Genomic DNA, 14,605 nt, shown 5'->3' with positions numbered 1-14,605 from the left:
ACCCTCCTTAATCTTCAGCGATCCATGTACGAAGAAGTTTTGCAAAGTCTTCAGGCTTTTCTTTTGCCATTTTTTCAAGCTGCTTGCGTTTCATTGTACTTTCTGTCTCCTGCTCTTCATTAACGTCAGGAAGATTAAATGTCTCAGCATCCTGTACTTCCATCTCATCTACCATTTCCTGTTTCTGCTTCTTTCTTGCTCTAATAAATAGGAAGATTAATATAGCAATAATCAATAGCAAAAGCCCGCCAATAGCATAAACCCACCAAGGAAGCTTGTAGCTTGACTCATTAGGAAACTCAACTTTTCCGTTGAATGGCTGTACCGAGACAACAATTTTATTCTGAATCGCCTCGTCTGTTAATTCCTCTTCTCCAGCAGCGTCTTTATTAATGGTTGTACGGACTACCGTTCCGAGTATCTGGGTGATATCGTTGATTCTCTCCTGCGGAAGTGATGCAGGATCATCCGCTGTCGGCGGTTCAACCATTACCTGAATGCCCAGGTCTCTGACTTTATATGGACTTTCGACTATCTCTTTGCGGATTTTATTTACTTCATTATTGATTGTTTCTTCAATTCGTTCATAGTCCCCATTGGAATTTCCATTTTCCTGATAAGTGGCAGCATCGGTGCCTGCAGGTTCATCATTGCCGCCAGCCGGAGTAAATCCGCCAGCAGCGTTACCGTTTCCAGTGAATGTTTCAGTTATCTTTTGAGCGCTGATCGCTATGCCTTCCATATTCTCCTCATCTACAGGTGTAACGAGGTTTTCTTCCCTGTTTTCCTGGGTAAAGTCAATATCAGCAGTTACAGAAACAACCACCTTATCCTGACCCATTAGAGTGCCAAGCATATTCTGGACCTGACGCTGCACATCCCGTTCTATCTCTTTTTTGATTTCATGCTGTGCTGCAAAGGTGCTTTCAGGTGAAGAATTTTCTTTATTTTTTAAATCAAAATACTCAAAAAACTGATTGGTAATGACGATATTATCAGTGGGAAGATTAGGCACACTTTTCGCAGCCAGGTGATAAAGCGCCTGAATTTGTGATTCTTCAAACTGATGACCCGGTTTGGTGTTAAGAACAATGGAGGCAGATGCTTCCTCTGCAGGATCATTTACAAAGATGCCTTTATCAGGCAGGTTTATCATTACCTTGGCATCGTTAACTCCATCGATCCCTTTCATAAGATTCGCTAATTCTGTCTGCATTGCCTCAAGCTTTAAAACATTAAATTCGTTTTCTGTCATACCAATGCCCGCATTTTGGCTAAAAAATGAATAATCAATACTTCCCGATTTAGGAATCCCTTCAGCTGCAAGTTCAACTTTCAGTGTATCGACCACCTCTTCAGGAACTTTAATTGTGGTTCCTCCATCTGCTATTTCAGATACAACCCCCCTGGCATCGAGACTTTCTTTAATTGTTCCAGTCTCCGAAGGTGTCAGGTTGCTGTAAAGAGGGACAAGTGTTGTCCTGGTGCCCAGAATTGCGCCAGCTGTGATAAGCAATAAACATAGCGCAGCAGCTCCGATCATGATCGTCTTTTGTTTTTTTGTCCTGCTGCCCCAGTATTCTCTAACTTTCCCTATATATCTCTGTAGCTTCTCATTCATCACAATCCTCCGGTTATTCTGTCTTAGCTAATAACCGCCCTAACTAGTTTTTAGCTTTAATAATTTCTTTAATTAAAAAATTGAAAAAACCCCACCAATCAGCGGATTCTTTCAATTTTCTAAGTTTTTTCAATGGAACAGCTGTAATATTAAACTTGCATTCTCATTGCTTCCTGATAAGCTTCAATTACTTTATTTCTAATTTCTAGTGCAGCCTGCATTGTAATGCTCGCTTTTTGAGATGTAATCATCACCTGGTGAAGATCAATATTTTCTCCCCTGGCAAGTTTTTCAGTCATAGCATCTGACTCAAGCTGTGCATTGTTTATTTTTTCAATTGATTGCTTTAAGACCGACGAAAAGCTTTGCTGGGCATCGAATGATGTATAAGTATGAGTCTTTTGATTTTCAGTAGGCTTAATAGCATTCACTGGCATAAAAGTTAAGTTATTCATTTAAGGTTCTCCTTATTTGCCGATTTCTAAAGCTTTCATCATCATACCTTTAGAGGCATTAAAAACCGTCACATTAGCTTCATAAGATCTTGTTGCACTAATAAGATCTGCCATTTCTCTTAAAGGGTCCACATTTGGCATTTCAACATAACCATTTTCATTTGCATCGACATGGGTTGGATCATAAACCATTTTAAATGGTGTTTCACGATCTTCTTCTATTCTTGACACCTTTACACCGTTACCAGCAGTGCTTCCCCCGGTTCTGCTCATTGCCATATTTAAGAAAGATGAAAATTGCCCTTCTTTCGGCTCCAATACAACCGACTTTCTCCTATAGGGCTCATCTCCATTTACACTTCTTGTTGAGTCAGCATTAGCCATATTTGAAGAAATCACATCCATACGGAGCCTTTGGGCAGTTAGTGCCGATGCTGTGTTATTCATACTATGAAACATAGACATTACTATTTGCCTCCCCGCAATACATTCTGCAGACTGGAAAACTTACCGCTTACCCGTTCAATAACTGCATTATAGTAAATCTGATTTGTAGCAAGATCGGCCATTTCCTTATCTAAATCAACGCTATTGCCATTATGATTGTAAGAAGTATCAGGTTTTGTCACTATACCTTGCCCTGAGGATGAACCATTTTTAAAATCGTAATGCCTGTAATCACTTTTGTTTGCTTCCATTGGATCATTTAAAGCGTTCTTGAAAGCGGCTTTAAAGCTTGCATCTTTTGCTTTATAGTTCGGAGTATCGGCATTTGCAATATTTTGTGATATTACTTTTTGTTTAAGTGAAGAATAATTCAGTGCTTGTTCTAATGTTGATATAGTGCCGGAAAACAGCTTCAATCATAACACCTCGCATAAAAACAAATTTTACATGGTAATTATTGTAGAAAATTGGTGATAATGGACAAAATATGTCATCATAAACATTATTGTAATGAATATGAAATAATATGTCTATGTACATAAGGTTAATTTTAATGATTCTTTGGACCTATTTTCGACAAATCTTTTAAATATGCTGAAAGTTACACAAGTTATTTTGTAATAATTACCATATAAGCTTAAATATGTATTCTTTCTGATTTTTCCCAAGATCCTCTTTTATAGTTCTTTCGAACTGCAAAATTAATTATCTCAATTGAAAAGTATGTAATCTATGTCTAATGAACTTATAAATAATGTTTAAAATACATAAATTTACCAATTACTTATGTAACAAATTTGTAACAAAAAAACCCGCCATTTAAGGACGGGTTTTACGGATTTTATTAGTTTGATTTAAGTTTTTCCAATTCAACCAGGAACTTGTCATTCAGGACTTTGATATAAGTACCCTTCATACCTAAAGACCGGGACTCAATAACTCCTGCACTTTCGAGTTTTCTTAGGGCATTTACGATTACAGAGCGGGTAATGCCTACACGATCAGCAATTTTTGATGCAACTAGAAGTCCTTCGTTGCCGTTAAGCTCTTCGAAGATATGCTCGATCGCTTCAAGCTCGCTGTATGAAAGAGAACTGATTGCCATTTGTACAACAGCTTTGCTGCGGGCTTCTTCTTCAATTTCTTCCGCTTTTTCACGAAGAATTTCCATACCAACTACGGTAGCACCATATTCAGCAAGAATTAAATCATCATCATGGAATTGTTCCTGCAATCTCGCAAGAATTAGTGTGCCGAGACGCTCACCGCCGCCAATGATGGGAACAATAGTAGTCAAGCCGCTTGCAAAAAGATCCTTGTTTTCAACAGGGAATGCAGTATATTCGCTTTCCATATCCAGATTTGATGAAGTCTCCTGGATGTTAAATAAATTTTTTGTATATTCTTCTGGGAACTGACGATCCTCAAGCATTTGTTTCATGCGCTCATTTTCGATTTGCTGGTTTACTGCAAATCCAAGCAGTTTGCCTCTGCGGCTTACTACAAAGATATTTGCTTCGATTACATCACTTAGTGTTTCTGACATTTCTTTGAAGTTAACCGGCTTTCCGGCTGCTCTTTGAAGCATAGCATTAATTTTTCTTGTTTTTGTTAATAAATCCATTGTATTTCCTCCTATTTGCTGCAACCCATAAACATATATTTTGTTAAAATTAAATATCTTATTGCTTCAGATTGAATCATACGTCATTTTGACTTTTTTCAGGATTCACTTTCCGTTACCCTTTGACCTTGATCTTTAAACTATAAGGTCACAGAATAAACTGGCTTAAATCCTTATTGCGGGAAATGGCTCCAAGTTTCTCCTCAACATACTGAGGGGTGATTGTGATTTTATCCATGGTGATGTCCGGTGCTTCAAAAGATAAATCTTCGAGCAGTTTTTCCATGATTGTATGAAGACGTCTTGCACCGATATTATCTGTATTTTGGTTAACTTCAAAGGCAAATTGAGCAATCCTACGAATAGCATCGTCAGAAAATTCAATTTGTATACCTTCAGTTACCAATAATGCTTCATATTGTTTTATTAATGCATTATCGGGCTCCACAAGTATTTTGTAGAAATCTTCAACGGTTAGCTTGGTGAGCTCCACACGGATCGGAAAACGCCCCTGTAATTCAGGAATAAGGTCAGATGGCTTTGCCATATGGAAAGCACCTGCAGCAATAAACAATACATGGTCTGTTTTTACAGATCCGTATTTTGTTACTACTGTTGAACCTTCCACCACCGGCAAAATATCTCTTTGAACCCCTTCCCTTGAGACATCAGCTGATGAACCGCCGCTGTTTTTGCTGGCAATTTTATCAATTTCATCAATAAATATTATTCCTGACTGTTCAGCACGGAATACAGCCTCCTGACTGACTTCATCCATATCAATCAGCTTTTGGGCTTCTTCATTTGTCAGGATCTTTCTGGCTTCCCTTACAGTCAATTTTCTTTTTTTCCTTTTCTTTGGCATAAGGCTGCTGAGTGCATCCTGCATATTCATGCCCATTTGCTCCATCCCCGAGCCCTGCAGCATGTCAAACATGGAAGGCTGCTGCTCTTCCACTTCAACGGTAATAACTTCATTTTCCAATTCGCCAAGTGCAAGCTTTTCTTTTACAATCTTGCGCTTTTCCTGGAGGTTTAAATCTTCTGTCTGATACGTATCCTGCTGCTGATCATTACCTCCGCCAAATAGCATTTCAAGTGGATTTTTATAATTAGCGGCTTTTTTGGCACCAGGTACAAGCAGTTCAAGAATGCGGCGGTTGGCACTTTCTTCTGCTCGTTCCTTTACACTGGCCATCTTCTCTTCTTTTACCAGACGGACAGATGTTTCCACGAGATCTCTGACCATGGATTCAACATCCCTGCCCACATATCCCACTTCAGTGAATTTGGTTGCCTCCACTTTAACAAATGGTGCACCGACTAATTTAGCCATTCTGCGCGCAATTTCAGTTTTTCCAACTCCAGTTGGGCCGATCATCAATATATTTTTAGGATTTACTTCTTCCCGCAATTTTTCATCCAGCAAGCTGCGGCGATAGCGATTTCTAAGAGCAACAGCAACTGCTTTTTTTGCATCTTTTTGACCGATGATATATTGATCCAAGCGCTCAACAATTTGGCGCGGAGTTAAACTAGTTCCTTTACCCATGCAACAGCACTCCTTTTATTAGAGTTCTTCCACAATGATGTTGTGGTTTGTATATACACATATTTCGGCAGCCATTTCAAGTGAGGCCTTGGCAATTTCTTTTGCTGACAAGTGTTCGCCTGCAAATCTTTTTAATGAACGTCCGGCTGCAAGAGCATAATTGCCTCCTGATCCAATAGCCAGAATTCCATCATCCGGCTCAATAACTTCACCTGTACCGGAGATGAGCAGCAGACTATCCGTATTCATTACAATAAGCATTGCTTCAAGCTTGCGCAAAACCTTATCGCTTCTCCATTCTTTTGCAAGCTCTACAGCTGCTCTCTCAAGGTTTCCATTATACTCTTCAAGCTTTCCTTCAAACATTTCGAATAACGTAAATGCATCTGCTACTGAGCCTGCAAATCCAGCAAGCACCTTCCCGTTGAATAGCTTTCTGACTTTTCTTGCAGTGTGTTTCATTACAACTGCATTTCCAAAGGTAACCTGGCCGTCGCCGGACATTGCACATTCTCCATTGTGATGCACAGCAAATATTGTGGTTGCATGAAATTCGGACATGAAAGACTCCTCCTTTGGAGCATATTGCCTTTGATTTTTTTCTGCAGACTATTCGTTAATGGCTTTTTCCCGTTATGCCCGCGGATGATGGGCCATATAAGTTTTTTTCAAGTATTCATTCGTAACATGTGTATATACCTGGGTTGAAGATAGAAATGCGTGTCCGAGCAATTCCTGGACTGTTCTCATATCAGCCCCATTAGCCATTAAATGCGTCGCAAATGTATGGCGAAGCATATGGGGGTGTATTGTGCCTGTTAAGGATGATTTCTCTATGATCCGATCAAGAATAGTCCTGATTCCCCTTGCTGTAAGAGGACCGCCCCGGGCATTCAGAAACAAATTTTCCTGCGAGTTTCCATTTGCAAGCAACTCTTTGCGTCCATGATTTATGTATGTGTCAATTGCGTCCTGGGCGAAGCTTCCGAAAGGGACATACCGTTCTTTGCTGCCCTTGCCCCGTACAAGAACCGTTGATAAATGCATATCCAGGTCTTTTAAGCGGATTTGACTGCACTCACTTACGCGGATGCCGGTTGCATATAATAATTCAAGAAGGGCTTTATTTCTTTGTCCAAGAGGAGTACTTGATTCACAAGCATCAAAAAGCTGTTTCATTTCCTCTTCATAGAAAAATTCCGGCAGCTTTTTCTGTGCTTTCGGAATGGAAACAAGTGCGAAAGGATTCTCAGAGACTATCTCTTCTCTAAGCAAAAATTTAAAAAAGCTCCTTAGGCTTGATATTTTTCTGGCAACAGACTTGCGTGACATCTTTCTATCGAAAAGATCAGTAAGAAATATCCTGACATCCTGATACTCGACCTTTGTTAAATCTGAAATGGCTTGTTCAGACATGAACATAAAGAACTCACTAATATCATGCTGGTAATGTTCAATAGTATATTGTGAATAATTTTTCTCGATTTGTAAATATTCAATAAACAATTTTAAAGAAACGTTCACATTTTCAGACATTAAATGTTCACCTCGCATGGGCTACTAAATAGTATCACAACTCAGCAGCCCAACGCAACATAATTTACAAATTTTTCATAAAGTTCTGAATTGTTCCCAGTGCTCTTTCTGCATGTTTTTCATTTCTTTCTTTTTTCCCTCTGATTTTTTCAGGAAGTTCAGGGAATAAACCAAAATTAGCATTCATAGGCTGGAAACTCTTCGGGTTTGCTGTAGTAATATAACGTGCCATGCTTCCAATCGCTGTCTCATGAGGAAACTCAATTGGATCTTCACCCATAATGAGTTTTGCAGCATTGATGCCTGCAACAAGTCCGCTGGCTGCAGATTCGACATACCCTTCAACTCCGGTCATTTGACCTGCAAAGAATAAATCATCCCTATTCTTGAACTGATATGTTGCACGAAGGACTTTTGGGGAATTGATGAATGTATTCCTATGCATAACACCATATCTTACTATCTCAGCATTTTCAAGACCAGGAATCAAGCGGATTACTTCTTTTTGAGGACCCCATTTCAAATGTGTCTGAAAACCTACAATATTATAAAGGGTTCCTGCAGCATCATCCTGGCGAAGCTGGACAACTGCATATGGCCTTTTGCCTGTCTTAGGATCTTCTAAACCTACAGGCTTCATCGGCCCGAAAAGCATGGTTTTCTTCCCCCTGTTTGCCATCACTTCGATTGGCATGCAGCCCTCGAAAAAGATTTCCTTTTCAAATTCCTTTAAAGGAACTGTTTCCGCGGAGGTAAGAGCCTCGTAAAAGCGGTCAAATTCTTCTTCAGTCATTGGACAATTCAGATAAGCCGCTTCACCCTTATCATAACGTGATTTCAAATAAACTTTATTCATATCGATTGAATCTTTTTCGATAATTGGAGCAGCCGCATCATAGAAATATAAATAATCTTCACCGGAAAGCTCTTTTAATTTTGCGGATAAAGCTTCACTTGTGAGCGGTCCAGTAGCGATAACAGTTGGCCCTTCCGGAATATCTGTCACCTCTTCGTTAAAAACCGTTACATTCGGATGGTTTTTGACTTGTTCAGTTACACGGGCTGCAAAATCATGGCGGTCAACTGCCAAGGCTCCGCCAGCAGGAACTGCACTGCTGTCAGCTGAATGGATAATAACAGAATTCAGCTTCCTCATTTCTTCTTTTAATACCCCGACTGCATTTGTTAAAGTATTTGCACGCAGGGAGTTGCTGCAGACAAGTTCTGCAAATTTATCGGTGTGATGAGCAGGAGTCTGCCTAACCGGCCTCATTTCATAGAGCTTTACCTTTATTCCCCTGCTGGCAAGCTGCCAAGCGGCCTCACTGCCTGCCAAACCTGCGCCAATTACATTCACTGCTGTATCTTTCATAAATTGAACCTCCATATATACTTATGATGACGATGTCATGAATAATTTATATTTTTAGAACAGTCTCTCTTACTTTACCCTGTTCTTATTCATTTTGCCATTTTACAGTACGATTTAAAAATAAAAAAGTTTCATGTACTAATTCATCTGAAAAAAGCCGGGCTGGAATTATTTTGGATGCTGATCCATCAATAGAAAAGAGTGAGCATTTAAGCTCACCCTTAACTTTGCTTTTCTTCCTTATAATCGCATTCAACACACTGAACCTGAACACCCTTTTTGAGTTTTTTCTCAACTAGAAGGTTATCGCATTTTGGGCAGCTTCTCGGCAGCGGCTTATCCCAAGATATAAAGTCACATTCAGGGAACCTGTCACAGCCGTAGAAGATCCGGCGTTTTTTGCTTTTTCTTTCAATTATATTTCCTTCTTTGCACTTTGGACATTTCACACCTATGTCCTTGACAATCGGTTTAGTATTGCGGCAGTCAGGGAAATTGCTGCAGGCCATGAATTTGCCATAGCGTCCCATCTTGAACACCATAGGATTTCCGCATTGTTCACAATCCTCACCGGCAGGTTCATCCTTAATTTCTACTTCCTGCATTTCCTTTTCCGCTATTTTAAGATTCTTTTCAAAATCTATATAGAAATCATCTATAATCTGTACCCAGTTGACTTTGCCCTCTTCTACATAGTCAAGGTCTTTTTCCATCTTTGCGGTAAACTCTATATCAAGGATTTCAGGGAAGAATTCCATGATTAATTCAAGAACGATTTCACCCAGTTCGGTCGGAATAAAACGTTTATTGTCCAGAGCAACGTAGCCCCGTTTTTGAATTGTATCAAGAGTCGGAGCAAAAGTGGATGGCCGCCCAATGCCCTGTTCTTCAAGTGTTTTCACCAGTCTTGCCTCAGTATACCTTGGAGGAGGCTGTGTGAAGTGCTGTTTAGGTTCGATGTCTTTTTTAAGGACTTCATCCCCTTCTTTCAGATCAGGGAGCATATTATCTTTTTCCTCCGACTGATCATCGGTGCCTTCGACATACACTTTCATGAATCCAGGAAATTTCACTTTAGAGCCTGTTGCCCTGAAGATCACTTCACCATTTTTCAGATCGACACTCATGGTGTCCATAACCGCTGGTGCCATTTGGCTCGCAACAAAGCGTTCCCAGATAAGCCTGTATAATCTAAGCTGATCACGCGACAAGTATTCTTTTAAACTTGCAGGGGACCTTAATGTGCTTGTCGGGCGGATGGCCTCATGGGCATCCTGGGCATTGCTGTTTTTCTTTTCTTTTTTCTTTTCACCCTGCAGGAACTCTTTCCCGTAGGAGTTTTGAATATAGTCGGCAGCTTCACTTTGCGCAATTTCGGATATACGTGTTGAGTCTGTTCTCATATAAGTAATTAAACCGACAGTTCCTTCCTTGCCCAGTTCAATTCCTTCATAAAGCTGCTGTGCAAGCATCATTGTTTTCTTGGCACGGAAATTTAATTTTCTTGCAGCTTCCTGCTGAAGGGATGACGTAGTAAAAGGGGCTGCAGGATTCCGCTTTCTTTCCTTCTTGGTAACCGATTCCACCTTGAATTTATTACCCTTCATTTTACTTAATATATTTTGTACTTCGCTTTCCGACTTCAATTCCACTTTTTCATTCTTAAATCCGTAAAATGATGCATCGAAGGCTGTTTTTCCTTTAAGGAACTCTCCGTCAATGGACCAGTACTCTTCAGGTATAAAGTCTTTAATTTCCTTTTCACGGTCGATGATCAACCTGACTGCAACAGACTGTACTCTCCCTGCACTTAATCCTTTTTTCACTTTCTTCCATAATAAAGGGCTGATATTATAGCCGACCAGTCTGTCCAGCATCCTTCTTGCCTGTTGTGCATCAACAAGATCCATGTTTATTGGCCTTGGATGCTTGAAGGATTCTTTAATGGCATCCTTCGTAATTTCATTAAAAACAACACGGCAATCCGACTTGATATCCATATCCAGGCTATGTGCCAAATGCCAGGCAATAGCTTCCCCTTCTCTGTCGGGGTCAGCTGCGAGATAAATTTTCTTAGCTTTTTTGGCCGCTGTCTTTAGCTCCTTTAAAACAGGGCCCTTTCCGCGAATCGTTATGTATTTGGGTTCAAAATTATTTTCCACATCTATGCCCATTTGGCTTTTGGGAAGATCCCTGACATGTCCCATGGAAGCTTTAACTTTATATTTTTTTCCTAAATAACGCTCAATCGTTTTTGCCTTTGCAGGTGACTCAACGATAACAAGAAACTCTGACATCAATAGTCCTCCTTGAGAGGGAATTTTAAAGCATTCAGGCAAAAATCTTTTTGAAATGCGGTATTTTTCACCTGCCAAACTTGCCTGTATTTCTTATTTATTACCAATAAAACAGCCTTATCTACTGCATGTGTATTGAAATATTCATTATTATTCTACATTCTATTCAAGTTTGTCAAACTTAATCGGAGTATTTCCGCAATCGTTTCCAAGAAAAAATCCTAAATTAACAAAATAAGCATTCTCTTACTTTCCTTAATACCTGTTGCAAAATGTATAACAGTTTTAATAGAATTTCAACCTTTTTGTAAAAAATCCTTTAAATAAACAAATTTAATATGAGTGATGTAAGAGAAGGAGCCGTTAATCTATATCAAGGCTCCTTTTTCATTTGACCTGATCAGTAAGGGAACTCCTCTAAGATTTCTTCAGCAGACTTAACAAGTTTGGCGCCTTGCTGAATTAATTCATTCGTTCCGCCTGAGAATGGGCTAAAAATATTCCCTGGCACTGCAAACACTTCTCTTCCTTCTTGCACAGCATAATTAGCAGTAATAAGAGAGCCGCTTTTGCTTTTCGCCTGGATTATCAGTGTCCCTCGGCTTATGCCGCTTATGATTCGGTTTCTCATTGGAAACTGCCACCTTGAAGGCCTTGTGTCAGGCGGATATTCAGATATAACCAGATGATTTTTCATCATTTCATAAGCAAGCTTCTGGTTTGCGTGTGGATAAATATGAAACAGGCCACCGGCTATGACACCGATTGTTTTTCCTTTATTTTTTATTGCCTCCTTATGCGCAATGGCATCGATGCCGGCAGCCAGACCGCTTACAATAATAACCCCCTGTTCAATAAGCTTGGGAAAAATAGACTGAATGGCTTTTTCGCCATACTCTGTTGCCTGTCTGGAACCAACAACTGCCAGATGAACCCCGCTATTCAAAAGACTGGTATCACCACTGGCATATAAAACCCAAGGCGGCTGGTATGTTTCTTTTAATAGAATTGGATATTCCTCATCAAAAATTGTGATGGCTTTAATGCCATTTGGTGAGTATTGGCGAATTTGTTCCTGGATTCGATCAGATTGCAGATCCTGGAGTGCATTGGAAAGAGTTTCCTGAGTGGTTATAGCCTGGGGCACTATTCGGCGGGGCGCATCATTATACAGAGATTTCAATTCGGGATCTTTCTTTAGAATGTAATAAATCATCTTCCAGCTCATTCCTCTGCAGTGATGGAGATGGGTGAGCCTCATATTAAAATCATTCATGGGAGCCTCCTGAAATGTTTTTGAAAAGACGGGGTATGTGGGGGATAACCGGATTTAGCTATGCAGAAATAGTCCCTCTTTTAGAGGGACTATTCTTAAGTTATTTGAAAAGATTAATGTGTTTTACACTGGTCATAAAGGCCTTTTTCTTTCAGAACCTTAATTAGTGTTTCACCCATTACGGATGGAGTGTCAGCTACCTGAATACCGCATTCATTCATTACACGGATTTTTTCATCAGCTGTTCCTTTGCCTCCTGAAATAATTGCGCCGGCATGGCCCATACGCTTTCCTGGAGGTGCAGTGCGTCCGCCGATGAAGCCTACAACAGGCTTAGTCATGTTCTCTTTAACCCATTCTGCAGCTTCTTCTTCAGCAGTTCCGCCGATTTCACCAATCATGATGACAGCATAAGTTTCCGGGTCTTCATTGAATGCTTTTAATACATCAATGAAGTTTGTTCCGTTAACCGGATCTCCTCCGATTCCAACAGCAGTAGATTGGCCTATTCCTTCCTGAGTCAGCTGATGTACAGCTTCATAAGTCAATGTACCGGAACGGGAAACAACTCCAACATGGCCTTTAGTATGGATGTAACCAGGCATTATGCCGATCTTACACTCTTCAGGAGTGATAACACCCGGGCAGTTAGGACCTACAAGGCGGGTCTTCTTGCCTTCCATATAACGTTTAACTTTAACCATATCCAATACAGGAATATGCTCAGTAATACAAATTGCAAGATCCAATTCTGCATCTACAGCCTCAAGAATAGCATCTGCAGCAAATGGAGCGGGAACATAGATAACAGAGGCATTGGCACCTGTCGCCTTAACTGCTTCCTCCACTGTATTGAAGACAGGAACACCCTCTACTTCAGTACCGCCTTTACCCGGAGTTACACCGCCGACAATTTGCGTTCCGTATTCAAGCATTTGCTTTGTATGGAAGAGGGCTGTTGAACCAGTAATCCCTTGAACTATAACTTTAGTATCTTTATTAATAAATACGCTCACGTTAATTCTCCTTTCTGGTCTAAAGAGTGCCATCCTGCGCTCAAAGGTTATAAGCAGAAAATCTTCATGCAAAAACTGACGATCGGATTCCGCTGAATGCCTTTAATACTGAACGGCCGCTCATTTTTGATTCTTACCCTACTAAAGAAACGATTTTTTGTGCGCCGTCAGCCATGGATTCAGCTGCGATGATATCGATATCGGATTCTGCAAGAATCTTCTTGCCCATTTCAACATTCGTGCCTTCCAGACGTACAACTAATGGCACAGTCAAGCCTACTTGCTTCGCTGCTTCCACTACACCAGTGGCGATGATGTCGCACTTCATGATTCCGCCGAAGATATTAACAAAAATACCTTTTACGTTTTTATCAGAAAGGATGATTTTGAAAGCTTCAGTTACTTTCTCAGCTGTCGCTCCGCCCCCAACATCAAGGAAATTGGCCGGGTCTCCGCCATAATGCTTAACGATATCCATAGTTGCCATCGCTAAACCTGCACCGTTAACCATGCAGCCGATGTTTCCATCAAGGGAAATATAGCTCAGGTCATATTTTGATGCTTCGATTTCCTTTGCATCCTCTTCTTCAAGGTCACGAAGATCCATAATGTCTTTTTGACGGTAAAGGGCATTTGCATCAAAGTTCAGCTTAGCATCCAGTGCCATAACCTTGCCGTCGCCAGTTACAACTAATGGATTGATTTCAGCAATAGAGCAATCCTTTTCAATATAAGCTCTGTATAAGCCCATCATGAATTTAACAGCTTGTCCGACAAGCTTTGATGGAATATTGATATTAAAAGCAATTCTGCGGGCCTGGAATGCTGTTAAACCAAGAACAGGATCGATTTCTTCCTTGAAGATTTTTTCTGGCGTTTGTTCAGCCACTTCTTCGATTTCTGTGCCGCCCTCTTCTGATGCCATTAACACCACGCGGGATGTGGCGCGGTCCAGTACAAGTCCCACATAATATTCCTTCTTAATGTCACAGCCCTCTTCAATCAGTAAACGCTTTACTTCCTTGCCTTCCGGGCCTGTTTGATGTGTAACAAGTGTTTTTCCTAAGATCTCACCTGCATATGTACGAACTTCGTCAAGATTTTTGGCAACTTTTACACCGCCAGCTTTGCCGCGTCCTCCTGCGTGGATTTGCGCTTTAACCACACAAACCTCAGTGCCAAGTTCTTTTGCAGCTTCGACAGCTTCTTCTACTGTAAATGCCACTTTTCCGTTCGGAACGGCTACCCCGTATTGTCTGAGGACTTCTTTACCTTGATACTCATGTATATTCATTTCCCATCCTCCTATCTAACTCTTCAAAAAAATAGACTGCGCTTTCATTTTATTAAATGACACAACCCTTGTCTACCATTTACTCTAAAATATTATATTTCTTTAAAAATTATAA

General features: G+C 40.4%; 13 protein-coding genes. All 13 read right to left on the bottom strand.

The annotated features are described in order from the left end of the window. Positions 1 to 7: 7 nt before the first annotated feature. The gene (fliF, locus tag PBF_RS07425; RefSeq protein ID WP_035328955.1) at positions 8 to 1,621 is read right to left on the bottom strand and encodes a flagellar basal-body MS-ring/collar protein FliF; all 1,614 of its coding nucleotides are present in this window, start codon (positions 1,619 to 1,621) and stop codon (positions 8 to 10) included. A gap of 149 nt (positions 1,622 to 1,770) precedes the next feature. Next, entirely contained in the window at positions 1,771 to 2,076 is a 306-nt protein-coding gene (gene fliE, locus PBF_RS07420; protein ID WP_035328953.1) for a flagellar hook-basal body complex protein FliE, read from the bottom strand. A gap of 12 nt (positions 2,077 to 2,088) precedes the next feature. Continuing rightward, positions 2,089 to 2,541 carry a flagellar basal body rod protein FlgC gene (gene flgC, locus PBF_RS07415; RefSeq protein ID WP_035328951.1) on the bottom strand — a complete coding sequence of 151 codons (453 nt, stop codon included), beginning with the start codon at positions 2,539 to 2,541 and terminating at the stop codon, positions 2,089 to 2,091. A 2-nt stretch (positions 2,542 to 2,543) separates the two neighbouring features. After that, complete coding sequence (gene flgB / locus PBF_RS07410) at positions 2,544 to 2,939, bottom strand: flagellar basal body rod protein FlgB (RefSeq protein ID WP_035328949.1); 396 nt, start codon at positions 2,937 to 2,939, stop codon at positions 2,544 to 2,546. Positions 2,940 to 3,367: 428 nt separating this feature from the next. Further along, complete coding sequence (gene codY / locus PBF_RS07405; protein WP_035328947.1) at positions 3,368 to 4,147, bottom strand: GTP-sensing pleiotropic transcriptional regulator CodY; 780 nt, start codon at positions 4,145 to 4,147, stop codon at positions 3,368 to 3,370. A gap of 148 nt (positions 4,148 to 4,295) precedes the next feature. Next, positions 4,296 to 5,699 (bottom strand): HslU--HslV peptidase ATPase subunit, encoded by a 1,404-nt coding sequence (gene hslU / locus PBF_RS07400; RefSeq protein ID WP_035328946.1) that lies wholly within the window; start codon positions 5,697 to 5,699, stop codon positions 4,296 to 4,298. 18 nt (positions 5,700 to 5,717) lie between these two features. Next, positions 5,718 to 6,260 carry an ATP-dependent protease subunit HslV gene (gene hslV / locus PBF_RS07395; RefSeq protein ID WP_035328945.1) on the bottom strand — a complete coding sequence of 181 codons (543 nt, stop codon included), beginning with the start codon at positions 6,258 to 6,260 and terminating at the stop codon, positions 5,718 to 5,720. Between the two features lie 72 nt (positions 6,261 to 6,332). Continuing rightward, on the bottom strand, positions 6,333 to 7,235 hold the full coding sequence (gene xerC / locus PBF_RS07390; RefSeq protein WP_035328944.1) for a tyrosine recombinase XerC: 903 nt from the start codon (positions 7,233 to 7,235) through the stop codon (positions 6,333 to 6,335). A gap of 64 nt (positions 7,236 to 7,299) precedes the next feature. After that, a complete protein-coding gene (gene trmFO, locus PBF_RS07385; protein WP_035328943.1) occupies positions 7,300 to 8,607 on the bottom strand; it encodes an FADH(2)-oxidizing methylenetetrahydrofolate--tRNA-(uracil(54)-C(5))-methyltransferase TrmFO in 1,308 nt (435 codons plus the stop codon). A 221-nt stretch (positions 8,608 to 8,828) separates the two neighbouring features. Then, the gene (gene topA / locus PBF_RS07380; protein WP_035328942.1) at positions 8,829 to 10,904 is read right to left on the bottom strand and encodes a type I DNA topoisomerase; all 2,076 of its coding nucleotides are present in this window, start codon (positions 10,902 to 10,904) and stop codon (positions 8,829 to 8,831) included. A gap of 400 nt (positions 10,905 to 11,304) precedes the next feature. Further along, positions 11,305 to 12,180, bottom strand: a complete 876-nt coding sequence (dprA, locus tag PBF_RS07375) for a DNA-processing protein DprA (protein WP_035328941.1) — start codon at positions 12,178 to 12,180, stop codon at positions 11,305 to 11,307. Between the two features lie 113 nt (positions 12,181 to 12,293). After that, the gene (gene sucD, locus PBF_RS07370) at positions 12,294 to 13,196 is read right to left on the bottom strand and encodes a succinate--CoA ligase subunit alpha (RefSeq protein ID WP_035328940.1); all 903 of its coding nucleotides are present in this window, start codon (positions 13,194 to 13,196) and stop codon (positions 12,294 to 12,296) included. Between the two features lie 133 nt (positions 13,197 to 13,329). Then, on the bottom strand, positions 13,330 to 14,490 hold the full coding sequence (gene sucC, locus PBF_RS07365) for an ADP-forming succinate--CoA ligase subunit beta (protein ID WP_035328938.1): 1,161 nt from the start codon (positions 14,488 to 14,490) through the stop codon (positions 13,330 to 13,332). Positions 14,491 to 14,605: the final 115 nt, after the last annotated feature.

This window comes from Cytobacillus firmus DS1, assembly GCF_000565285.1.
Taxonomy (GTDB): domain Bacteria; phylum Bacillota; class Bacilli; order Bacillales; family Cytobacillaceae; genus Cytobacillus; species Cytobacillus firmus_A.
This window is presented reverse-complemented; position numbering and strand designations above follow the sequence as displayed.

Excerpts from the sequence above, each read along its gene's own strand:
- fliF (WP_035328955.1), bottom strand. The coding sequence starts at position 1,621 with ATGAATGAGAAGCTACAGAGATATATAGGGAAAGTTAGAGAATACTGG.
- fliE (WP_035328953.1), bottom strand. The coding sequence starts at position 2,076 with ATGAATAACTTAACTTTTATGCCAGTGAATGCTATTAAGCCTACTGAA.
- flgC (WP_035328951.1), bottom strand. The coding sequence starts at position 2,541 with ATGTCTATGTTTCATAGTATGAATAACACAGCATCGGCACTAACTGCC.
- codY (WP_035328947.1), bottom strand. The coding sequence starts at position 4,147 with ATGGATTTATTAACAAAAACAAGAAAAATTAATGCTATGCTTCAAAGA.
- hslU (WP_035328946.1), bottom strand. The coding sequence starts at position 5,699 with ATGGGTAAAGGAACTAGTTTAACTCCGCGCCAAATTGTTGAGCGCTTG.
- hslV (WP_035328945.1), bottom strand. The coding sequence starts at position 6,260 with ATGTCCGAATTTCATGCAACCACAATATTTGCTGTGCATCACAATGGA.
- xerC (WP_035328944.1), bottom strand. The coding sequence starts at position 7,235 with ATGTCTGAAAATGTGAACGTTTCTTTAAAATTGTTTATTGAATATTTA.
- trmFO (WP_035328943.1), bottom strand. The coding sequence starts at position 8,607 with ATGAAAGATACAGCAGTGAATGTAATTGGCGCAGGTTTGGCAGGCAGT.
- topA (WP_035328942.1), bottom strand. The coding sequence starts at position 10,904 with ATGTCAGAGTTTCTTGTTATCGTTGAGTCACCTGCAAAGGCAAAAACG.
- dprA (WP_035328941.1), bottom strand. The coding sequence starts at position 12,180 with ATGAATGATTTTAATATGAGGCTCACCCATCTCCATCACTGCAGAGGA.
- sucC (WP_035328938.1), bottom strand. The coding sequence starts at position 14,490 with ATGAATATACATGAGTATCAAGGTAAAGAAGTCCTCAGACAATACGGG.